This window comes from Shewanella sp. ZOR0012 (genome assembly GCF_000798835.1).
Classification (GTDB): domain Bacteria; phylum Pseudomonadota; class Gammaproteobacteria; order Enterobacterales; family Shewanellaceae; genus Shewanella; species Shewanella xiamenensis.
In genome coordinates this window covers 1,658,417-1,679,057 of record NZ_JTLE01000094.1, presented here as the reverse complement: position 1 = coordinate 1,679,057, position 20,641 = coordinate 1,658,417, and the positions used below count along the sequence as shown (strand labels likewise).

The 20,641-nt window shown below is 43.5% G+C and carries 20 protein-coding genes and 1 pseudogene; 18 read left to right on the top strand and 3 right to left on the bottom strand.

The window, feature by feature from the left end:
• The first annotated feature begins 25 nt into the window (after window positions 1–25).
• Window positions 26–1,966: a S9 family peptidase gene (locus L976_RS09045; RefSeq protein ID WP_047536201.1), complete on the top strand. Its 1,941-nt coding sequence runs from the start codon at window positions 26–28 to the stop codon at window positions 1,964–1,966.
• Window positions 1,967–2,046: 80 nt separating this feature from the next.
• Here the strand turns inward: L976_RS09045 and L976_RS23505 are convergent.
• Window positions 2,047–2,984, bottom strand: a pseudogene (locus L976_RS23505) (transposase).
• Between the two features lie 459 nt (window positions 2,985–3,443).
• Between L976_RS23505 and L976_RS09040 the strand changes: the two are divergent.
• From L976_RS09040 to L976_RS09015, 6 genes are read left to right on the top strand one after another with little or no spacing between them, the layout of a single operon-like run.
• Window positions 3,444–4,226: a DUF3450 domain-containing protein gene (locus L976_RS09040; RefSeq protein ID WP_037417266.1), complete on the top strand. Its 783-nt coding sequence runs from the start codon at window positions 3,444–3,446 to the stop codon at window positions 4,224–4,226.
• Window positions 4,226–5,581, top strand: coding sequence for a MotA/TolQ/ExbB proton channel family protein (locus L976_RS09035; RefSeq protein ID WP_037417269.1), 1,356 nt, complete (start codon window positions 4,226–4,228; stop codon window positions 5,579–5,581). Before L976_RS09040 ends, L976_RS09035 begins: the two co-directional genes overlap by 1 nt.
• Window positions 5,581–6,108, top strand: a complete 528-nt coding sequence (locus L976_RS09030) for a MotA/TolQ/ExbB proton channel family protein (RefSeq protein WP_081990911.1) — start codon at window positions 5,581–5,583, stop codon at window positions 6,106–6,108. Before L976_RS09035 ends, L976_RS09030 begins: the two co-directional genes overlap by 1 nt.
• Window positions 6,109–6,121: 13 nt before the next feature.
• Entirely contained in the window at window positions 6,122–6,526 is a 405-nt protein-coding gene (locus tag L976_RS09025; RefSeq protein ID WP_006081158.1) for an ExbD/TolR family protein, read from the top strand.
• 1 nt (window position 6,527) lies between these two features.
• On the top strand, window positions 6,528–7,151 hold the full coding sequence (locus L976_RS09020) for an energy transducer TonB (protein ID WP_037417276.1): 624 nt from the start codon (window positions 6,528–6,530) through the stop codon (window positions 7,149–7,151).
• 2 nt (window positions 7,152–7,153) lie between these two features.
• On the top strand, window positions 7,154–8,401 hold the full coding sequence (locus L976_RS09015; RefSeq protein ID WP_047536189.1) for a tetratricopeptide repeat protein: 1,248 nt from the start codon (window positions 7,154–7,156) through the stop codon (window positions 8,399–8,401).
• Between the two features lie 51 nt (window positions 8,402–8,452).
• Here the strand turns inward: L976_RS09015 and L976_RS09010 are convergent, their stop codons facing one another.
• Window positions 8,453–8,962, bottom strand: coding sequence for a diguanylate cyclase domain-containing protein (locus L976_RS09010; RefSeq protein ID WP_047536182.1), 510 nt, complete (start codon window positions 8,960–8,962; stop codon window positions 8,453–8,455).
• An 80-nt stretch (window positions 8,963–9,042) separates the two neighbouring features.
• Here L976_RS09010 and L976_RS09005 point away from each other — a divergent pair, with 80 nt between their 5' ends.
• The 6 genes from L976_RS09005 (at window position 9,043) to L976_RS08980 (ending at window position 13,232) form a co-directional block, all read left to right on the top strand.
• Window positions 9,043–10,872, top strand: a complete 1,830-nt coding sequence (locus tag L976_RS09005; RefSeq protein WP_047536179.1) for a DUF885 domain-containing protein — start codon at window positions 9,043–9,045, stop codon at window positions 10,870–10,872.
• A 179-nt stretch (window positions 10,873–11,051) separates the two neighbouring features.
• Window positions 11,052–11,330, top strand: coding sequence for a peptidylprolyl isomerase (locus tag L976_RS09000; RefSeq protein WP_011623210.1), 279 nt, complete (start codon window positions 11,052–11,054; stop codon window positions 11,328–11,330).
• Window positions 11,331–11,404: 74 nt separating this feature from the next.
• The gene (locus L976_RS08995) at window positions 11,405–11,941 is read left to right on the top strand and encodes a GNAT family N-acetyltransferase (protein WP_047536175.1); all 537 of its coding nucleotides are present in this window, start codon (window positions 11,405–11,407) and stop codon (window positions 11,939–11,941) included.
• A 70-nt stretch (window positions 11,942–12,011) separates the two neighbouring features.
• Complete coding sequence (locus tag L976_RS08990) at window positions 12,012–12,242, top strand: RNA-binding S4 domain-containing protein (RefSeq protein WP_037417290.1); 231 nt, start codon at window positions 12,012–12,014, stop codon at window positions 12,240–12,242.
• A 22-nt stretch (window positions 12,243–12,264) separates the two neighbouring features.
• Complete coding sequence (locus L976_RS08985) at window positions 12,265–12,651, top strand: ribonuclease E inhibitor RraB (protein WP_037417296.1); 387 nt, start codon at window positions 12,265–12,267, stop codon at window positions 12,649–12,651.
• A 194-nt stretch (window positions 12,652–12,845) separates the two neighbouring features.
• Window positions 12,846–13,232, top strand: a complete 387-nt coding sequence (locus L976_RS08980) for a hypothetical protein (protein ID WP_047536173.1) — start codon at window positions 12,846–12,848, stop codon at window positions 13,230–13,232.
• A 93-nt stretch (window positions 13,233–13,325) separates the two neighbouring features.
• Here L976_RS08980 and L976_RS08975 read toward each other — a convergent pair whose 3' ends face one another.
• Complete coding sequence (locus L976_RS08975; RefSeq protein WP_047536170.1) at window positions 13,326–14,150, bottom strand: transporter substrate-binding domain-containing protein; 825 nt, start codon at window positions 14,148–14,150, stop codon at window positions 13,326–13,328.
• Window positions 14,151–14,282: 132 nt separating this feature from the next.
• Between L976_RS08975 and L976_RS08970 the strand changes: the two genes are divergently transcribed.
• The 5 genes from L976_RS08970 to L976_RS08950 form a co-directional block, all read left to right on the top strand.
• Window positions 14,283–15,341 carry a DUF2157 domain-containing protein gene (locus L976_RS08970; RefSeq protein ID WP_047536164.1) on the top strand — a complete coding sequence of 353 codons (1,059 nt, stop codon included), beginning with the start codon at window positions 14,283–14,285 and terminating at the stop codon, window positions 15,339–15,341.
• On the top strand, window positions 15,334–16,458 hold the full coding sequence (locus L976_RS08965; RefSeq protein ID WP_047536161.1) for a DUF4401 domain-containing protein: 1,125 nt from the start codon (window positions 15,334–15,336) through the stop codon (window positions 16,456–16,458). Before L976_RS08970 ends, L976_RS08965 begins: the two co-directional genes overlap by 8 nt.
• Entirely contained in the window at window positions 16,458–16,973 is a 516-nt protein-coding gene (locus tag L976_RS08960) for a GDYXXLXY domain-containing protein (protein WP_047536158.1), read from the top strand. Before L976_RS08965 ends, L976_RS08960 begins: the two co-directional genes overlap by 1 nt.
• Window positions 16,974–17,209: 236 nt before the next feature.
• The gene (locus L976_RS08955) at window positions 17,210–20,056 is read left to right on the top strand and encodes an ExeM/NucH family extracellular endonuclease (RefSeq protein ID WP_047536155.1); all 2,847 of its coding nucleotides are present in this window, start codon (window positions 17,210–17,212) and stop codon (window positions 20,054–20,056) included.
• 209 nt (window positions 20,057–20,265) lie between these two features.
• Window positions 20,266–20,641 (top strand): DUF6678 family protein (locus L976_RS08950; protein WP_052184062.1); only part of this gene is annotated, 376 nt, incomplete at its 3' end.

Genomic DNA, 20,641 nt, shown 5'->3' with positions numbered 1-20,641 from the left:
TTAACTTAGGTAAAGGTAAAGTAAAATGAAAAAAGGATTTTTTTGGTTAGTACTAACGTTGTTTTCTAATGTAGCTGTTTGCGTGGAACAGCTTCCGGTAAGGAGTTTTTTTGAAAATTCCCAAGTAGTTTGGATGAAAATATCGCCAAACGGCAAAAATGTTGCCTTTACCTATGAAGAAGGGAGCGAAGTGCGTTTGGCGGTAATGGACTTAGATAAGTCCAAAATTTTAAGTAGTTTTACCTTTGGTGAAAATAAGCATGTGGTAGGTTTTTACTGGGCTAATGATAACCGGGTGCTGATGGAAGTCACCGAAATTAAAGGTAACTTAATGAGTTTACGCGGTAATCAAGTTGATTTGTACGCTGCTAATATCGATGGCAAAAAAAGAGATTTAATCTTTAAGTCTGGCATGTCTGTTTATACTATTTTGAATTTGCTGCCTGATGACCCTGATAACATCTTAATCGGTAAATATCATTGGGCTGAAGATGATGGTATGCGGGCTTTTAAATTAAATATCAACAAAGCCTCTGATAAGTTTTTGAATCAACAGCCAAAAGGTGTGATATCTAAACTCATGGCTGATAACGCTGGTATTATCCGATTAGCAGTCGAAAATGTTGAAGGTGAAAATGATGAGTCATTTGATGATGACTATACCTATTTACATTTTTTGGACGGCGGTAGTTGGCAAAAGTTGGCTTTAGATACTAAAAGGGATAAGCCTTTCTTCAATCCAATCGGTTTTTCTGCCGATAATCGTAAAGCTTATTTCTCATCTAATTATGATCTTGCTAAGAATGATACTATAGGGTTATTTTCGTACGATTTTGATACTAAAAAAGTGTCTTTAATTAGTCGGCATTCTGATTCTGATTTGGATACAGTTTTTTATGGACATGATGGTGAATTATTAGCCTTAAATTATATTTCTGCTCCTTTAGAATACGATTACTTGGAAGCTAAAAACCCTGATGCGTTGTTACTTGCGGGACTAAATAATTCGTTTCCAGGCGAGCGTGTGGTGATCACCTCATTTTCAAAAAATGGTCAGTTCGCTATTTTTAGCGTTAGCAGTGACCGCAATCCAGGGCAACTTTATCTTTATGATAGCAAGACTAAAAAAGCGCGTTATTTAGCGTCACGTTTACCCAAGCTTGAAAATAAACCTTTAGCGCAGATGTCACTGATATCCTTTAAAAGCCGTGACGGTATTGATATCCATGGCCTGTTAACCTTGCCGGTCAATCAAGATAAAAATTTACCTTTGATTGTTAATGTACATGGTGGCCCTTTCGGCGTCTATGATGAGTGGCGTTTCAATCCTGAAGCTCAATTTTTTGCAAACCGAGGTTATGCTACCTTACAGGTGAATTATCGTGGCTCAGGCGGTTATGGTGAAGATTTTGAAAAACGGGGTCGCTTACAATGGGGTAAGGCAATGCAAGATGATGTGACCGACGCCACCCATTGGGCGATCAAACAAGGCATTGCTGACGCAAGTCGGATTTGTATTTATGGTGGAAGTTACGGTGGTTATGCCGCGTTGTGGGGTGTGATTAAAGAACCAGACCTGTATAAATGCAGTGTCGGTTATGTAGGCGTCTATGACATGAATTTATTTTTCAATGGTGATGGTTCGGATGCCAGTCGCAGTAAATCTATAATGGGTTATTTGAAGACTCATGTTGGAGAGGGGGCTGATTACCTTAAGTCTATTTCTCCTGTTGAACATGTGGATAAAATTAAGGCAGACTTATTTATTGTACATGGAGAAAAGGATGTGCGTGTGCCGATTGTGCATGCGCACAATTTAAAGAAGGCACTGGACAAAATAGGTAAGCCATACAAATGGATGGTAAAAGAAGAGGGGCATGGCTTTTATCAAGTCGATAATCGCGAAGCTCTTTATTCTGAAATGCTCGCTTTTTTTGAAAAGAATATTGGAAAAGGTGCATTGTAGATTATTTGACTTTTTGCAGCCTAACCTGTACTACTTTTAGTTATGCTGTAATGTATTCAATAAGTTAAATTACTATAGGTTTAAAAAACCACAACTGCAATAGCATTAAACTTCGTATTAGTGAGATTCAGTTGTGGCTTATTGTCTTTCAATTGATATGCGATGAGCCCCGCAATCAAATTTTACTTACAACCATGCACGCTGCTGTGTCTAGTGTCCTCTATTTGAGATATATTTTTAACTGGTCGTATGGTCGTATGGTCGTATGGTCGTATGGTCGTATGGTCGTTGAGTGTTTCTATGATGGAACGTCTCGACAGCATAGTTCTATCCCACAATGACATCGACTTTGCTTTCATATTCTTACGAAGGTTTGTCACCAGTGTAACGCCTTTCACCAGTAATTCTGCGGATAAATGCTTTACTGATATAGCCTCTTCTGCCTAGCGTTTATTCATACCGCTGTGCGCCATCTCTTTCACTGGTTTTATGTCATATTTATTAGCAGAGGTCACTTTGGTCGCTCCTAGTCCGCCTGTAGTGGCACACTGAATTTGGCCACCTAATAAGAAATGTTATGATCTCACTCATAACCCATAGTACTTTTTCCTCTGCTCGCCAGTCCCTCCAAGGTTTATGGCAACTAATAGATAATCTATAACACACTTTAATGCTGGTTGAATCAACAAATTCAATGCCAGTAGGTTCACTTTTGAGACTGGCAAAGTAACTCTACCAAGCGGTACTAACGTAGTCGGCATCATCTCAAGAAAGCGGCTATAGCTGTGTAAGTTAGGAAAAGTGGATTTGTAAAAATTTGCTAGGTAGCCGATGTGGAAGTTATTGAAATCACGGTGATGGGCATCTAAAAAGTATGATGGTCATCACTTCGCTCATAGTCGTACGCAAGCACGTTAACGCTTGCGTGTGCCATGGTTCAAAAGTGTTTTTTCCATTCAGGAATAAATACAGCACAAAAATCATCGACGTCATAAAACACTTCTACTAATTTATACATATTCCCATCCGGTGTGATGGGGTTCTATTTGTCGAAAGAACCTAGCCCTTGTAGGGCTATAAGTTCAATATTTTTGGGTAAAAAAATGCCGGAAAATAGAACTTCTTTCTGTGATTTTGAGCGAGTATTAACATACTTTATCTAAACTTCCTCAAATTAGTTTGCTGTCTAAAAGTGTTTTAACTTTAGTTTTGATTAAAAAAACGCCTTTTGTAAAAAATTCATAAGTAAGACTTCTTTACACTCATTTTTTACATCTTCGGAATGTTGACACAGGTCAACATTTTGTGAAATGATGCCAGCGGGTCTATGCCTGTAAGGGCATAGGAAAGGGAAGAAAAAACTAAGAATCACAAGAGAAAGATGAGCTTACGGTAAGCATTTCCTAAAGTAAGTCTTGCTTAAAGTGATGTTGCTGGTAAGTTAACTTTTTTATTCACTTCAAATTGGTTGGGAACTATGTCCAAGGTAAGCAATAGAACAAAAATCGCTACTGCACTTGTTGGCGTGCTGGCATTAGCGAGCAGCAACTTAGTAGTTGCAGATCCTCTTACCGACGTGCAGAAAGCGGATAGTATGATCCATGCTGATGCTGCTGCGTCGCAAAAGAACGTTGATAAGTATTTCGATCAAGCACAAGACATGCTTTTTGAGTATGGTTCAGTTGCTGATGAGCGTGAGTCACTGAAGTCCTATAACGATTACGTTGCCAGCTTGGTTGCTGATCAACAAAAAACAATGGACGCAGTTCAAAATGACATTAATGGCGTAGATAAACTGCGTCAGGGCGTTGTGCCTTTAATGTTTAAAATGGTTGAGTCTTTAGAACAATTCGTTCAATTAGACTTGCCATTCAACTCTGAAGTCCGTGCTAACCGTGTTAAAGAGTTAAAAACACTTTTAAACACAGCAGAAGTGACTTTAGCTGAAAAATACCGTTTGATCCTGGATGCGTACAGCATCGAGCGTGAGTATGGTAGTGCTGTTGCAGTTAACCAAGGTAAATTGACCTTAGATGGTAAAGAAGTATTAGTAGACTTCTTTAACTTGGGTCGTGTTGCTCTGTATGCACAAAGCTTAGATCAAAAGACTGGCTGGATGTACAACCCAGAAACTAAGGGTTGGGATAAGTTAGATGACAGCTATCTGCGTGAACTGACTAAAGGTATCCGCATTGCCCGTAAACAAGGCGCTCTAGATCTATTCGCATTACCAATTCCTGCTGCGGAGACTGCACAATAATGAAGAAGTTAATTACTACAGCTGTATTAGCTGCAAGTTTTTCTTTAACTGCTGGTATGGCTAGCGCTGCTGATGCACCTAAGACCATCGACCAATTATTGCAGCAAGTTAAAGTTGATCGCGCTGCTGAAGGCAAAGTTAACAGCAAGCGTGAGCAAGAGTTCCAAGCTGAGCGTGGCGATAAAGCGGCTTTATTGAAGCGTGAAAAAGACGCTTTGGCGGCTGAAAAACAACGCGGTAAAGATTTAAACCAAGCCTTCTTAGATAATGAGCGCAAAATCGCCCAGTTAGAAGAAGACCTGAAAACTGCTCAAGGTGACTTGGGTGAGATGTTCGGTGTGGTTAAAGGTGAAGCGGGTGATTTCGCTGGTAAATTAGCGAGTTCAAACGTCAGTGCTCAATATCCTAATCGTGACAAATTTGTTGCTGATTTAGGTGCACGTAAGCAGTTACCAAAAATTGAAGAGTTAGAGCAATTCTGGCAAGAACAGTTATTCGAAATGGTACAAGCTGGTAAGGTTGTTAAATTCGAAGGTTCTGTGACAGCGATTGATGGTAGTGTAAAAAATACCACTATCCACCGTATCGGTGCTTATAACCTAACGGCTGATGGCAAATATGTTGTTTACAATCCTGAATTGGGTCTGATTCAAGAGTTATCACAACAGCCAGAAGGTTACCAAGTCAGTGCTGTTGGTAAATGGGAACAAACCGCTTCTGGTTCTGCACCATTCTACATCGACCCTGCTCGTGGCGTGCTGTTAAACATCTTCACTAACAAAGCAAGTATGGAAGACCGTATTGAATCTGGTGGTACAATCGGCTATATCATTATGATTTTGTTAGCGTTAGGTCTGTTGATCTCTATTGAACGTTTAGTGACCATGACTATCATTGGCGCCCGTGTGAATAGCCAACGTAAGAATGTTGATAAACCAGGTAACAACGCTCTTGGCCGTATCCTGAAAGTGTATCAAGAAAACAAAGACGTTGATGTTGAAACGTTAGAGTTGAAACTTGATGAAGCGATTCTGAAAGAAACGCCTGCACTAGAATCTCGCATTTCAATCATTAAAGTATTGGCCGCGATTGCTCCTATGATGGGTCTATTGGGTACAGTAACTGGTATGATTGCAACTTTCCAAAGTATCCAATTGTTTGGTACTGGCGATCCAAAACTGATGGCTGGCGGTATTTCAATGGCGCTGGTAACAACGGTTCAAGGTCTGGTTGCGGCTCTGCCTCTAATGTTAATGCATGCTATTGTCGTTGCACGTAGCAAAGCCATTGTACAAGTTTTAGAAGAGCAAAGTGCGGGTATCATCGCAGCACATGCTGAGAAGAGGGCTGACTAATGATGATTCACCTGATGGACATATGGGATTCCGTCAGGGGCTTCATGGCCTCCGGAGGCGACGTCCTCTGGTTAGTTGCGTTTGTGCTGTTCTTAATGTGGGTATTGATGCTTGAACGTTACTGGTATCTAAATTGGATATCACCAAAGCAACATAAAGCAATCATAGCTGCATGGGATGCTAGAGAGGAAACTACCTCTTGGTATGCACACCGTATCCGTGAAGCTTGGCTGTCCCAAGCGAAGCAAGATTTGAATGCACGTATGCTGATCATTAAAACCTTAGTAGCGATTTGCCCTATGATAGGTTTATTAGGTACTGTTACCGGTATGATTTCAGTGTTCGATGTGATGGCAGTTCAGGGGACGAGTAATGCTCGTTTAATGGCGGCTGGTATTTCAATGGCAACAATGCCCACTATGGCGGGAATGGTTGCGGCATTATCGGGAGTATTCTTCAGTACTCGCCTTGATGCCAAAATGAAAATCAGCTTAGAAAAGCTAAAAGACAGCATGCCGCACCACTAGAGAGAGATTGAACATGGCACGTAAAAAGCATTCCAGTATAGACGAGGAAGCGCAAATTGATATGACACCGATGCTCGACATCGTGTTCATCATGCTGATCTTCTTCATTGTAACAACGTCATTCGTGAAGCCATCTGGTTTGGATTATAACAAACCCAAAGCATCACAAGCGACTTCAAAGCCTTCGGCTAACATCTTCATTGGCGTCAGCAAAACTGGCGTTATCATGATGGAAAACCGTCAGGTTGATATCGAACGTGTAACAGCAAACGTTGAGCGTATGTTAGCTGAAGCGCCTGAAGCAGCAGTGCTTATTCAGGCTGATAAAGACGCAATGCACGGCTTAGTTGTTAAAGTTCTAGACCAAGTCAAAGCGGCTGGTATAGATAAGATTTCGGTATCTGCGGGGAACGATTAATATGCTAAGAGCACTAGTATCAATCATTATTGGTGCTGCTGTGACTTTTGGTCTGTTCGCTTTTATGGCGTTCTTGGTCGGTGGTGGGGCGCAGCGCGCTGAAACATCGGCCGAGACCCCTGTAATTGAAATCACCATGGATAGACAGGATGCAAAAGCACAGAATAAGCCAAGGGTAGTGCCTAAACCGCCACCACCACCAGCACAGCCTGAGAAACCTCAAACTGCGCCACCAGATACTTCATCAAATATTGATACGTCTATGTCGTTCAATATGGGAGGCGTTGAAGCTGGTGGTCACAGTGCAGGTGGTTTTAAACTGGGTAATATGATGACTCGCGACGGCGATGCAACACCAATCGTTCGTATCGAGCCACAATATCCAATCGCAGCCGCTCGTGATGGTAAAGAAGGTTGGGTGCAATTACGTTTTACCATTAACGAGTTAGGTGGTGTTGATGACGTTGAAGTTATTCAAGCAGAACCTAAACGTTTATTTGATAAAGAAGCAATACGAGCACTGAAAAAGTGGAAGTACAAACCAAAGATTGTTGATGGCAAGCCACTTAAACAACCTGGTATGACAGTACAACTTGACTTCACTTTAGACAAAGGAGGCAATTAATAATGCGTAATGCTAATAAAATCGCAGTTGCGTTATTATTTTCCCTTTGTGGAGGGGCGTTATCTGTTTCTTCTGCTATTGCAGCTGAAAAGTGTGAGGTTGATACTCGTCAATCTAAAGCGGTCGGTGAGAGTGCTGCGAAAAAGGTGCAGAAATCCTTTGAAGCTTATACAAATGGTCAAGTTGATGAAGCTATTGCCGTTTTGTTAGAAGCAAACCCAAAGAATGATTTCGATAAAGCCTATGTTGCGCGTATGCTAGGAAACTTCTATGCCGAAAAAGGCAAGATGGATACCGCGATCAAGTACCTAAAACAAGCTGTTGAAGCTGATATTTTAGGTGGTACCGATCACGCTGCAACATTGCGCCTTTACGCCGATTTGTTGTTACAAGAGAAAAAGTTTAAGGAAGCAATTCCATACTATTACAAATGGATGGATTTTACCTGTAAGGCTGATTCTCAGATGTACCGTCGCATTGGTATTGCACATACAGAGCTTAAGCAGTGGGATAAAGTAATTGAAGTGGCTGATAAAGGCCTTTCACTTGCTGAGTCACCTGATAAAGGTCTGTATCAGATGAAGTTAACGTCTTACTTTAACCAGAAGCAATATAAGAAAGCCGTTGGTGTGTTAGAAGTCATGGTACCGTTATTTCCGGATGACGGCAGATTATGGGTTCAGCTCGCACAATTTTATCTAATGGTCGAAGACTATGATAAAGCGCTAGCGACTTATGACTTGGCATATCGTAATGGTTTCTTAGAAACTGGGGCTAACATTACTCGTTTAGCTCAGCTGATGGCTCAGAAGGGTGCGCCATACCAAGCAGCGAAAGTTTTTGAGAAGCATATGAAGTCGGGCTTAATCACACAAGATGCTAAATCTTATGAAATTTTGGCTGGTTTTTACCAAAATGCGAAAGAGTTTAAAGAAGCCGCTGACTTTTATGGTAAAGCTGCTGCAATCAGCAACGATGGTAAGCTTTATCTGAAGCAAGGTCGTTTACTGAGCTTGGGTGAGAAATATAATGAAGCGATTCCAGTGCTTGAAAAAGCAATCTCTTTAGGTATTGAACATCCCGGTGAAGCAAACTTCGAGCTGGCTTTAGCTCATCTTAGTTTGAAACAGTATAAGTCTGCTTATAATCGTGCTGTATTAGCTGCGAAAGATAAGAAGACAGAGAAGAGTGCAAACAGCTACATCTCTTACATCAAAGAGAAAGCTCGTATGCATAACGTCGAACTGTAATTCATCTAATTTGCTAGGTAGATCTAAAAAGCCCCGAAAGGGGCTTTTTGTTTATTGAAGCTTTACTAATGCCTGGGATTGCTGTTGTTTACGTTCAAGCTCTTGTGAAAGTTTGGAAACATTATTGAATATAGATTCAATTTTTTGTTCTTGAGTCGGTAAGCAAAGGCAAGCTGCGAGTTTGTAGTCAATTTTTAGCTTATGAGTTTTGCCAACCTCTTGATTAAATTCTTGAATATGATCTGCTATTCGATTAAGAACAACTTCGGTACCAGCTTCATCAATATTGAATAATCCTAAGGCAAAATAATTGTGGTCTAATCTAGCAATTAAATCTGTTGCTCTTAGCAGTGCTTCTTGTACTTGTTTAGTAAAAAATTCGAGTAAATGCGGTTGTTTAACGGTTTCATGAATGTGAGGGCACAGATACAATAGCGCCAAGCTTTGCTGTTCTCGTATATGCCTATGCCATTCTCGGTTAAAGACTTCCATGAAATAAGTTTGGTTGTAAACCCCTGTTTCTGGATCTCTAAAACCTGAGTTACGAAATGAGTAGATCATAGAATAATCCCGTAAGTAGACTTTTCAGTAAGTATAGGAAGAGTCTGGCTATCTCGGACGTAAAAGGAGAAATATAAAAAATGAAATTAAATGTAGTTGCGGGAACGATAGCCTTAGTGCTAGCCCTACAGGGATGCTCAAAGCCTGAAACAAAAATTGTTACACAGGAAGGGGCAACGCAGACCCCAGCGACTCAAGCAGAAAACCAAACGGCTGAGTCGCGTTATGTTGCACTCGTCGATGCCTATTTTAAAGACTACTTGAAGCTTGAGCCTATTTACGCCACTTTTGTGGGTGTTAATGACTACAATGCGCAGTTTGGTGGTGATTTAACTGAAGAGTATCTTAAGGCTCGACACGATCTAAATACTCGCTATCTAGCACAAGTTAAGGCTATTGATGTTGAGCAATTACCAGCGGATCTGCAATTAAGTTATTCGTTGTTTGTTTATGATCGTGAAATAGCGTTAGTTGATGAAACCTATCCGTCACGCTTTATGCCTATCAGCCAGTTTTACAGTACTGTTATAACTATGGTGCAGCTAGGAAGTGGTGAAAGTGCTCAGCCTTTTAATACCGTTCAAGATTACCGCAATTGGGAACAGCGTGTGAATGGTTTCATTCAGTGGATCCAGCTTGCTCAACAGCGTATGGATGAGGGGATTGCAAGTAAGGTTGTACTTCCTCGAGTGCTGGTAGAGCGTATTATTCCACAGTTAGATGCTATGCTGACGACCGATGCCAGCCAAAGTATTTTCTATTCACCGATTAATCACTTCCCAGAAGGTTTTTCGGATCAAGACAAAGCTGAGCTAACAGCAAGTTATCAGGCGATGATTAATGAGCGTTTAGTGCCTGCATTAGCGGGGCTGCGCGATTACTTTAAGCAGACTTATTTGCCTAAGTCCCGTGCAACGGATGGTTGGTCTGGTCTACCAAATGGTAAAGCTTGGTATCAGCATTTAGCCAATTCTCATACCACCACAACCATGCCAGTGGATGAAATTCATCAAATTGGTCTGAATGAGGTCGCACGAATCCTTTCTGAGATGGACAAAGTCCGTGAGCAAGTGGGTTTTAAAGGTGACTTAAAAGCTTTTTTTGCCTCTTTATCGTCTGAGCCACAATACTTCTATGGCGATCGCCAAGGCTTAATCGATGGTTATATGGTGTTGAAAGATAAGATTAACCAAGTATTGCCACAGTATTTTAATGTAATGCCAAAGGCCGACTATGTGGTTAAACCGGTTGAAAGCTTTAGAGAGCAATCGGCTGCGGGCGCATCCTATGAATCACCAGCTGTAGATGGGAGCCGTCCAGGGGTGTTTTATATCAACACCTACAACTTGAAAGCTCAGCCGAAATGGGGCATGACGACACTGTCACTGCATGAAGCGGCACCTGGTCACCATTTCCAAATCGCCATTAAGCAAGAGTTAACGGGTGTACCTGAGTTTCAACGCTTCAGCGGTTATACTGCGTTTGAAGAGGGCTGGGCGCTGTATGCTGAATACTTAGGCATCGAAATGGGGCTCTTTAGCGACCCTTATCAGTACTTTGGTAAGCTTTCAGACGAAATGCTGCGTGCGATGCGTTTGGTGGTGGATACGGGATTACATGCCAAAGGCTGGAGTCGCGAACAAGCGATTCAATACATGAAGGACAATTCGCCCATGGCCGAGTCGGATATTATTGCCGAAGTCGAACGTTATATGGCAATTCCTGGCCAAGCATTGTCTTATAAAGTGGGTCAACTAAAAATTCTTGCCCTACGTGAGCGTGCTGAAAAAGCCCTAGGTGATAAGTTTGATCTTAAGGCTTTCCATGATCAGATTCTGACTTCTGGCTCACTACCTATGGCGGTGATGGAACAGAAAATTGATCGCTGGATAGCGGCGACTAAGGCTTAACACGGAGTCGATTATGCAGCACCGTTATCGATAACAAAATTGATAACGGTGCGGTTTAAAGCTTTTTAATTAAACATAATGTTTTTATACTCAACATTCACATCTCGTTTTCAGTCATAAAAACGGGAACCATATGATATTTGGGGCAAATGTCTCAGCATTATTCAGGGAGTTTTATCATGGTTCAGGCTACAGCAAGACATTTGTTAGTCAGCAGTGAAGAGCAGTGCCAAGCACTTAAACAACAGATCCTCGACGGTGCTGATTTTGCGCAAATCGCGCGCGCTCATTCTTCATGCCCATCGGGCGCTCAAGGTGGTGAATTAGGTTCATTCGGCCCAGGCATGATGGTGCGTGAGTTTGATGAAGTGGTATTTAGTGCGCCATTAAACGTGGTTCAAGGTCCAGTTAAAACCCAGTTTGGTTACCACTTACTCGAAGTCACCAGCCGCGGTTAATCGTCTTCTTGCCGAGGCAATGGCAGCGTTTAGCTGCCATTTTTTTTAGTTCGTCCATCCATTGGGGAGCCGCTATGCTTGAACTCTATACCGACAGATTAAGACTTCGCTGTTTACAAGAGCAGGATTGGCCACACTTTTTGGCATTACACCAAGATCCTGACATCAATCGCTACGTGCGTAATCCTGAAGCTCCCGAAGTGATCCGGCAAAAGTTTGAGCAGCGCTCAGTCACCTGGGACTATACCTCTGGCAATTGGCTTACGCTGGTGATTGAAACCCTTGATACCTGCGAGTTTATCGGTTTAACCGGTCTTCATTGCCAAAGTGGGGAGGAACAACGTGCTGAGGTCGGTTATTTGCTGGCGCACGCGGGACAAGGCAAAGGCTATGCCACTGAGAGTTTGCAAGCTGTCATCGATTGGGCCTGTTTGAGCTTATCAATACATAAATTCGTCGGATACTGCGCCAAAGACAATATAGGTTCGGCACGAGTGATGGAAAAATGTGGTTTTCAACTCGAAGGCGTATTTAGGCAGCATTTTAAGATAGGCGATGAGTGGCTAGATGAATGCGCCTATGGCCTGCTCGCCGATGAAAGGCAAAGATAAGTTAAATTATCTGCATCGCAATGGACATGCTGCTATAATGCCGCAGGTTTATTTTTTGAGGCGTATTTAAGTGACGCAAATTAATCAGTTAGTTTTGCATCCCGGCGAAGATTTTATTGAATTGTACAAAGTATTAAAGGTACAAGGCATGTCGAATGCCGGTGGCGAAGCGAAGCATGTTATTGATGAAGGTTTGGTTACCGTCAATGGCGAAGTAGAAACCCGCAAACGTAAAAAAGTCGTTGCGGGTGATATTGTCAGTTTTAACGGTGAATCGGTTCAAATCATTGCGGCTGAATAAGCCTGATACTGTGGAGTAGGATATGCAATTTCCAGACGACGATAATGGCAAAATGCTGGCCGCAATGGCTGAAGCCGGAATTGACCTTACTAAAGCCCTCGATGTTGATTTCTTTTTAGTTTTTGATGATCAGCGTGATGCTGAAACTGCACTTGAAGAATTAGCCAATTCGGATCTCGAAGGTGAAGTTGAGCTGAATTTGAATGATGAGCTAGGCAAGTGGGAAATCATCGTATGCATCAACATGGTGCCAGACTACGATGACTTGGTTGAGCAAGAAACCATTCTCAATGATTTTGCGGCCGAGTTTGGCGGCATGACCGATGGTTGGGGTGTGATGCAACACCAAGACGGCGATGATGAGTTTATGGACGATGATCACGTTCATGATGAACATTGTCATCACTGATTTATGCCATATTATCAATGATAAAGGAGCCATAAGGCTCCTTTATTTTTGTCTCTCAATAATATTCCTGCGACTCGATTTAAATCCATCTCATACCCTTACGAAATGTAACTAGGCTTAAGCTGGTCTTACAGTTAACGCAATCAGATGCACTATTCTCAATTCTTGAAGAGCATCAGAGGAGGGGAAATATTATGCAGTTAACTATATTGGTGGCGGCGTTATTGAGCTTGATGATTTGTATTTATTACCTATCGCAAGGAAGATTACAGATTATAGCCATGCTTCAGGGAGCCAATATTGCTCAATTGAATAAGCAAGTGTTACTTAGTTTATTCTATTGCCAAATGGGCTTTTTCATCACAACGAGCCTCTGCTTATTTGCTTGCGCGCTAGGTGTCGTTCCTCGTATGTATGCCTACAGTTTATTACTATTTATCGGTTTAAATTACGGTATTTTTGCTATTTGGCATTGTCATATAGCCAAACTTGGTCCACCCGAGAAGAGGTTTAGTTTATATATCATGGCATTGAGCCTGTTGTTGGTATCATTATTTGCGTTGTTGGGAGCATTGCACTAATCCGTTTTATCAATATCGAGTTCGCACGAGGGCTCGAGATTAAATATTGTCTTTTAGGCACCATAGTGCTCACTAAATTGCTGTCAATACATCTTAGTGTGTGATTTGTCCTGCACTATTGTGTTCGCTGGCGAGCTTTAATCCATATTGGCGCACGAGCTCTGTGAGTTTGCCGTTTTGCTGCAATTGCTGTAACCAAATGTTGAGTTTATCTGGGTGTAGTTTCGAATGTGGATTGATTAACACGCCATGATAATAATGTTGATCCCATTGATTTGATACATAGAGTTGTTGATCTTGCGGATTTGAAGCGAGGTAAAAATTGAGGTAGGAAATGGTCACTGGGGCAATTTCTGCGCGCTTTCGAAGTACGGTTTCAATGGATGCTTTATTGCTGTTTACAAAAACGACCTTGTAGTTTTGTTCAAGCACTGCAGGATCGGTTTCGAAGTTGGCAAAGCGATAGTGGTAGCCTTTAACTAATGCTAGCGTTCGCTCTTTGAACAGAGCAAAAAACTGAGGATCTTTTACTTTTTCCTTCAAGGCGATAAAGACTTCGCCATCATGGATATGTAGGGGGATAAATGCTGTATTAAGTTTTTCCCACCCCCAGCGTGGATTTTCAAACATGATCATATCGAATCTTCCAGCTGCATAGGCTTTATATCTATGCTCTATGCTGGTGGAGACAAATTCAAAGCTGATTTCTTGCTGAATTTGGTTGAGGGCGTTGATGAGATCAAGCGTTAAGCCTGTATAACGGCCATCGCTCTGTAAATTGACATAGGGAGCAAATTGATAGCCCCCAACACGAATAACGGGTTTTGTCTGAGCGGGAGAAAGGGGACCTGCAGTTGCAACACTGAATAAATTCAACACTAGGCCTAATAGTAAATTCAGTAATACAGCTAGTCGCATAAGTTATCCTGTTTATCGTGAAGTCTTAAGCTTATCTTTAACAGAGACAAGTTAATACAATTAATTATTGCACTTAAGTTGGTTAAATGCGTATTTTGTGTGAGTCAGTATCAAAAATAAGGAAGTTTCATATTGCGCAATCTTACTTCTCAAGTTTATGAGTGGCTGGAGCAAGGACATATTACTCGGGCGCAGGCAAATGAGTTGTTTCGCAGCGTATTGGTGTCGCCCAACTCTCTCAGTTGGCAGCGGTTATTATCCCTTTTGCTTCAGTGGGCGGGGGCGTTAAGCCTAGTGACGGGGATTATTTTCTTTTTTGCTTACAATTGGCAGTCCCTAGACAGAATAAGCAAATTTGCCCTGATTGAAGCCGTGCTATTGATTAGCCTTGTGTGCTTTGTTTGGCTGTATTACCGCAGCATGTTGAGGCAAGTTGATGCCCATCATCATCTTTTTGGTGCCACGCTTGCAAACGTGGCACTGTTAGTGGTGAGTATGTTAATTGGTGGACTTTTAGCCTTGGTGGGCCAGACCTATCAAACGGGAGCGGATCCTTGGCAGCTATTTGCGTTGTGGGCATTAGCCATTATCCCCTTAGCTTGGGTGGCAGGTTTTGATGGCTTATGGTTGTTATTACTCGGGTTAGTTAATTTAAGCCTTGGACTCTTTGCTGATACCGCATCCTACCTTTTGGATGAACAGATTTGGTTATTTGTCTTTGCGGCAATTAATCTGACTATCTATTATGTTTTTGTTTTTATGGGAAAAAGCCAGAGCAATCGCTGGCATGCACCACTTATGCAGTATGCGAGTTCACTTGTGGCCATGGGCTGTTTTACCTTATTGCTCTGTTGGATGATTTTTGAACCCAGTGATTCTAAGCCACTACTTGTAGGTGTGTGGGCTGGTTACTTTATTCATTTGTTATTGGGATTCTGGTGGTTCAGGCACAGATTATTACAGATTTATCCGTTGGCTTTGGGCGGTTTTAGTTTGATTGCTGTGGGTGCTGCGCTATTAACCGAACTGCTGTTTAAGAATAGCGATCCTATAGGCGGCTTTTTATTGATTGGGCTTTATATTATTTTGGCAAGTACCGGCTTGAGTACTGTGTTAATACGATTACAACGGCAATTTAGCGCCGAAATGACGCCAATATCCCTCGTAGGAGAGGAGCTGAGTCATGAATAACCCCCTCACTGATTCGACTCAAGATCCTGGTGCTTCAGCGGCGCAAACGCTTTGGAATAGTTTGTATGCAAAGGGCGAAGTGAACGCACCAGAACGGCCCCAATCCCATGAAATACCTTGGTATATTGCGTTGATGCAAGCCTTTGCAGCTTGGATTGCCGCCTGGTTTTTATTGGGCTTTATGGCGTCACTTTTCGATAGTGTATGGGGGCGATTCGAAGGGGGAGCCGCTCTGTTTATCGGTTGTATCTATTTAGGCTTAGGACTCGCCTTGTATTGGGGCGGGCGCCAACAGCACTTTTTACAGCAATTTGCCTTTGCCTCATGTTTAAGCGGTACGCTTGCCCTTGCTTGGGGACTGTTTGATTTGCTCGGCGATACCTTTAATCTTGCTTGGTATCTGAGTATGGCCGCTTTGTTTCTGTTGCTTTGGGGCATGATAAAACACAAGGTTGCTCAATGGGTATTTGCATTCTGTTTATTAGCCTGTTTGACGGGGCTGTTGGCTGAGTGGCATTTACTCAACTTAACACCGACTTTGCTGGTGTCGTTACTGAGTGTGGTGCTATTAAATATCCATCGCACAGGATATCACTATCAGAGGGCGAGGATGTTGGTCTATGGTGCTGCTTCACTTTTGCTCTCCATACAACTAATACATGTCTTCAGTATGGATAGGATCTTCGAGGCGTTATTTATATCCGGTTGGCAGTCGGGAATGGCAGTTAGTCATTTACTCGTAGTATTTACTCTTTGTGGTTTCCTACTCGTTAGTCTGTTTAACCAATGGCAAATCTCACTCATCGCCCCCAGTGGGTTGTTTGCGTTTTTAGGCCTAGTGCTGATTACTGCACTGTCTTTACCCATGCAGGGTTTATCGACAGCTGTGTGGCTCATCTTGTTGGGGCACTATGCAAATGAGTCTTGGTTGAAGGGAATGGGTATTGCTTCAGGGTTGGTTTTTGCTGGTGGTTATTATTATTCATTAGAGACAACGCTGATGCTTAAGTCGCTGTATTTGATGGGATTAGGATTGTTACTGCTTGCCGCGAGATTAGTGATGTGGCGTTACTTTCCTATCTCAGACGCACAAGCTGAGTTAGAGGAGCATGTGTAATGGGGACGGCTATGTTGTGTTTAGCGAACAGCCACCGAAGAGTCCTATTATTGGTTGTTGTTACTGTGGTGGTCTTGCTGACGATGGTGAATTGGCGAATCGCCCAGTTTGAGCAGTTATTGCAAGATGGCAAAGTGGTGCGTTTTGCCTTAGCGCCAGTGGATCCTCGCTCGATTATGCAGGGGGATTATATGGCCTTGGAATATGCCATTGCACAGGAGGTACGCGCCGCGTTGCCTGAGGGGATGACGCAGGGGCAACTACTGTTGACTCTCGATTCGCAAAAAGTGGCGCACTTTGTCGGTATTTACCGTGACCAGCCCAAAGCCGCCGATCAACTCACGGTAGATTTTCGCCTGCGCAATCATAGGGTAAAGCTGGCCTCAAATAGTTTTTTCTTTGAAGAGGGCCAAGCTGACCACTTCAGCCAAGCCAAATACGGCGAGTTTAGAGTCAGCGAACGGGGAGAGTTGTTGTTGGTGACGCTGCTCGATGAGCAGCTGCAACCGCTATAACGGGAAACCGTAATGGATGTTAACAAGATGGTGAGTTAGGCTCGCCATCTTCGCTATTTTTCCTAGTACAATCCGCTAAATCGTTGCCTAAATATCCATCTTAAGTTGCAACTTAAGTGCAACTAATTTGTAACCTTTGTTCCCTATAGTATCGTCAGTTTTCGAAGCTGAATGCTTCGTAAAATGGTCAATCATAAACTCAAATATCAATATAAAAGATACTTTTAGGGGTCATTATGTTTAATAACAAAACGCTGTTGGCGTTAGCCATCAGTAGCATCTGTGGCGTTGCTCATGCTGCCGATAATCTAATTATTTCTGAATATGTTGAAGGCAGCGGCAATAACAAAGCCATTGAGCTGTACAACCCAACCGCCAACAGCATCGACTTAAGCCAGTATCAATTGCGCTTCTATTTTAATGGCAGCACAAATGTGGGCACGACTATCACCCTGAATGGCACCTTAGCGGCAGGGGCAACTTATGTTGTCGCTGATAACGACGCATCGGCCGATATTCTGGCGGTGACGAATCAACAAAGCAGCGCGAGTTTTTTCAATGGTGATGATGCCATTGTGCTGACCTATCAAGACCAAGTGATTGATAGCTTAGGCCAAGTGGGTGTCGATCCAGGCAGTGAATGGGGCAGTGGTGATTTATCGACCCAGGACAACACGCTACGCCGCAATCCCGATCAGTTAATCGCCGATCCTATTATTGATGATGCTGTCACCTTTAATACATGGTTAGGTTTTGCCAAAGACGATATCTCGGATTTGGGTAAGTTCAGTGCAGGCACACCTACCGATCCTGTTGAGCCGCCACCGAGTTCATTAGCCTGTGGTGAAGCCTCAACGCCTATCCATGCTCTGCAAGGTTCGACCAATGTCAGTCCGTTAAACGGACAAACCTTAGTGGTAGAAGCCATTGTGGTGAGTAACCAAGAAGCTGGCCTAAAGGGCATCTTCGTGCAAATGGCCGACAACGAAGCCGATAACGATCCACAAACTTCTGAAGGGGTGTTTGTTTATACCGGTAATGCGCCTACGGGTTACGTGGCGGGCGACCGTGTACGTTTAAAGGCTAAAGTCACTGAATATCAAGGCTTAACGGAACTGACTACCGTTGCCGATCATAAACTTTGCGTTGCAGGACAAGCTTTGCCGAGTGCCGCGGTAGTAACTTTACCCGTCAACTCAAGCGATGATTTTGAGCCCTTTGAAGGCATGCGCGTACGCTTTAGCCAAGATCTGGTCGTGAACGAAGTCTACAATTTGGGCCGCTATGGTGAAATTTCACTCGGTAGCAGCCGTCACTTTATTGGGACACAAGTCGCTGCGCCAGGTGCCGATGCTTTAGCCGTCACGGCGGCCAATCTCAAAGACAGTATTTTACTCGACGATGGCTTAACGGCGCAGAACCCTGATCCGGTTATTTTCCCTGCGCCAGGTTTAAGCGCATCGAACACTGTGCGTGTGGGTGATAAAGCCACGAGCCTTACTGGTGTTATGCACTATGGCTTTAATCTTTATCGCATTATGCCGACTGAGCCCGTTAATTTTGTAGCGGAAAATCCTCGTCCACAATTACCAGTGCTTGCCGAAGGCGGCAACCTGAAAGTCGCCAGCTTTAACGTACTGAACTACTTTAATGGCGATGGACAGGGCGGCGGTTTCCCCACTGCGCGCGGTGCCAATACCCTGAGTGAGTTTGAGCGTCAAAAAGCGAAGATTGTCAGCGCTATGGTGGGGATCAGTGCCGATGTGTTTGGTCTGATGGAAATCGAGAACGATGGCTTTGGCGCCAACTCGGCGATTGCCGATCTCGTGGCGGGCCTCAATGCCGCCGTGGGTGAAAATCGCTATGCTTATGTTATTCCAAAGGTCAATGGCAGCAGCTTAAGTGCGATAGGTACGGATGCGATTACCGTCGGTTTAATTTATCGCAGTGACAAAGTGAGCCCTCAGGGTGATGCGCGTATTTTATCAAGCGCTAACTCTCCCTTAGATGACGCCGCGCCGCCGCTGTTCGACGACAGCAAAAATCGCCCTATGTTGACTCAAGCCTTCGCGCTAAACGGCAGTGAGGAAAGCGTGGTGGTTGCGGTTAATCACTTGAAATCTAAGGGCAGTGAGTGTGCTGGCGATCCAGATATGAACGATGGCCAAGGTAACTGCAATATTACCCGTACCCGCGCAGCAACGGCGGCAGGGCAGTGGATTGCCGCGCAATATCCTGAGCAAGGTGTACTGCTGATTGGTGACTTAAACTCCTACGCCAAGGAAGACCCGCTGATGGCATTGGCTAACGCTGGCTTTAGTGAGTTGTTCGCCAAACTTGAAAAAGCTAATCCTTATTCCTATGTATTCTCGGGTGAATCGGGACAGTTAGACCATGCGCTCGCGAATGCTGCGTTAGTGGATAAAGTCCTAGATGTGACTGAGTGGCATATCAATACCGACGAGCCACGGGTGTTAGATTACAACGAAGAGTTTAAGACCCCTGCGCAGGTGCAAGACTTGTACGCTAGTGATGCTTATCGATCATCTGACCATGATCCTGTGGTGATTTCACTCCTGCTCGAAGCGGAAAACGTAGCTCCTGAAGCCAGCTTCACTCAGCTTGTGAATGGTGCGAGTGTGCAACTGAGGTCAACCTCCATTGATAGCGACGGCCAAATCGTTTCTACTCAGTGGGACTTTGGCGATAATAGTCAAGGTATTGGAGAGGCGGTATCACACACTTATGCGCAAAGTGGTGATTATCTAGTGACGTTAACCGTAACGGACAATGACGGCTTAAGCCATAGCAGCTCGCAAATGGTGTCAGTGGTGGTTGAAAATGTGAAGAAACCACCCGTTGCCCAAATTCAGCGCATCAATCTATGGCTGGTCGATATGTTTATTTCGACTAGCTATGACACCGATGGGGTGATTAAGCAGCATAAGTGGAAGTTTGATAATGGCACCCGCGCCAATGGTCCTGTAGTACTGCGTCTGGCGCGCCGCGGAGAGCATACCGTCGAATTAACCGTTAAAGATAATGATAAATTAACGGATACGACGACACTGACGTACCGTTAAGCGTTAGCCTCTTTCTTTAAATATCAAAAGCCTGCTGTTGCAGGCTTTTTACTTTGATTCACTTACTTAATTCATCACTTACTTAATTGGCTATATTAACGGACTATAGCGTACTTGAAATTCAAGCTAAGTCGCTGTAAGTACATCCTCGCTTAAGCTAAGATTACGCCACTTATGGATTTTTTCTCACAGGGAGCACACTCATCGCAATGAATGCAGACATCTTGGTGTACCTCAATCAACATCAATTAACCTCAGTGATGAACCTGACTAAATGGCGTCAGCTTGAGCAGGCGCTTCACGAGTCGCCGGACTTTGTGCCCCATGTGCGTTATAAGCTGCTGGAAGATGTTGAGCCAAACCCTGGTTTTACGCCAGTGTGGTGGGACGAGTTACTCGCTATTTGCGAGGGGATTGAGTGGCTTGAAATTGATCCGCTGAAAAGAGAGCACCGCGGCAGATTGCTGCCGGAAAAGACCACGGATTTTACAGATTATATTGAGGCGCAACTGCATAAGTATCGGCTTCCCTACAGTAAAGAAGCTCAAGGGATCAGGATTTGGGGCTATCTACGCCCCGATGCAA

Coding starts and splice junctions, on each gene's coding strand:
- L976_RS09045 (WP_047536201.1), top strand. CDS start 26: ATGAAAAAAGGATTTTTTTGGTTAGTACTAACGTTGTTTTCTAATGTA.
- L976_RS09040 (WP_037417266.1), top strand. CDS start 3,444: ATGTCCAAGGTAAGCAATAGAACAAAAATCGCTACTGCACTTGTTGGC.
- L976_RS09035 (WP_037417269.1), top strand. CDS start 4,226: ATGAAGAAGTTAATTACTACAGCTGTATTAGCTGCAAGTTTTTCTTTA.
- L976_RS09030 (WP_081990911.1), top strand. CDS start 5,581: ATGATGATTCACCTGATGGACATATGGGATTCCGTCAGGGGCTTCATG.
- L976_RS09025 (WP_006081158.1), top strand. CDS start 6,122: ATGGCACGTAAAAAGCATTCCAGTATAGACGAGGAAGCGCAAATTGAT.
- L976_RS09020 (WP_037417276.1), top strand. CDS start 6,528: ATGCTAAGAGCACTAGTATCAATCATTATTGGTGCTGCTGTGACTTTT.
- L976_RS09015 (WP_047536189.1), top strand. CDS start 7,154: ATGCGTAATGCTAATAAAATCGCAGTTGCGTTATTATTTTCCCTTTGT.
- L976_RS09010 (WP_047536182.1), bottom strand. CDS start 8,962: ATGATCTACTCATTTCGTAACTCAGGTTTTAGAGATCCAGAAACAGGG.
- L976_RS09005 (WP_047536179.1), top strand. CDS start 9,043: ATGAAATTAAATGTAGTTGCGGGAACGATAGCCTTAGTGCTAGCCCTA.
- L976_RS09000 (WP_011623210.1), top strand. CDS start 11,052: ATGGTTCAGGCTACAGCAAGACATTTGTTAGTCAGCAGTGAAGAGCAG.
- L976_RS08995 (WP_047536175.1), top strand. CDS start 11,405: ATGCTTGAACTCTATACCGACAGATTAAGACTTCGCTGTTTACAAGAG.
- L976_RS08985 (WP_037417296.1), top strand. CDS start 12,265: ATGCAATTTCCAGACGACGATAATGGCAAAATGCTGGCCGCAATGGCT.
- L976_RS08980 (WP_047536173.1), top strand. CDS start 12,846: ATGCAGTTAACTATATTGGTGGCGGCGTTATTGAGCTTGATGATTTGT.
- L976_RS08975 (WP_047536170.1), bottom strand. CDS start 14,150: ATGCGACTAGCTGTATTACTGAATTTACTATTAGGCCTAGTGTTGAAT.
- L976_RS08965 (WP_047536161.1), top strand. CDS start 15,334: ATGAATAACCCCCTCACTGATTCGACTCAAGATCCTGGTGCTTCAGCG.
- L976_RS08960 (WP_047536158.1), top strand. CDS start 16,458: ATGGGGACGGCTATGTTGTGTTTAGCGAACAGCCACCGAAGAGTCCTA.
- L976_RS08955 (WP_047536155.1), top strand. CDS start 17,210: ATGTTTAATAACAAAACGCTGTTGGCGTTAGCCATCAGTAGCATCTGT.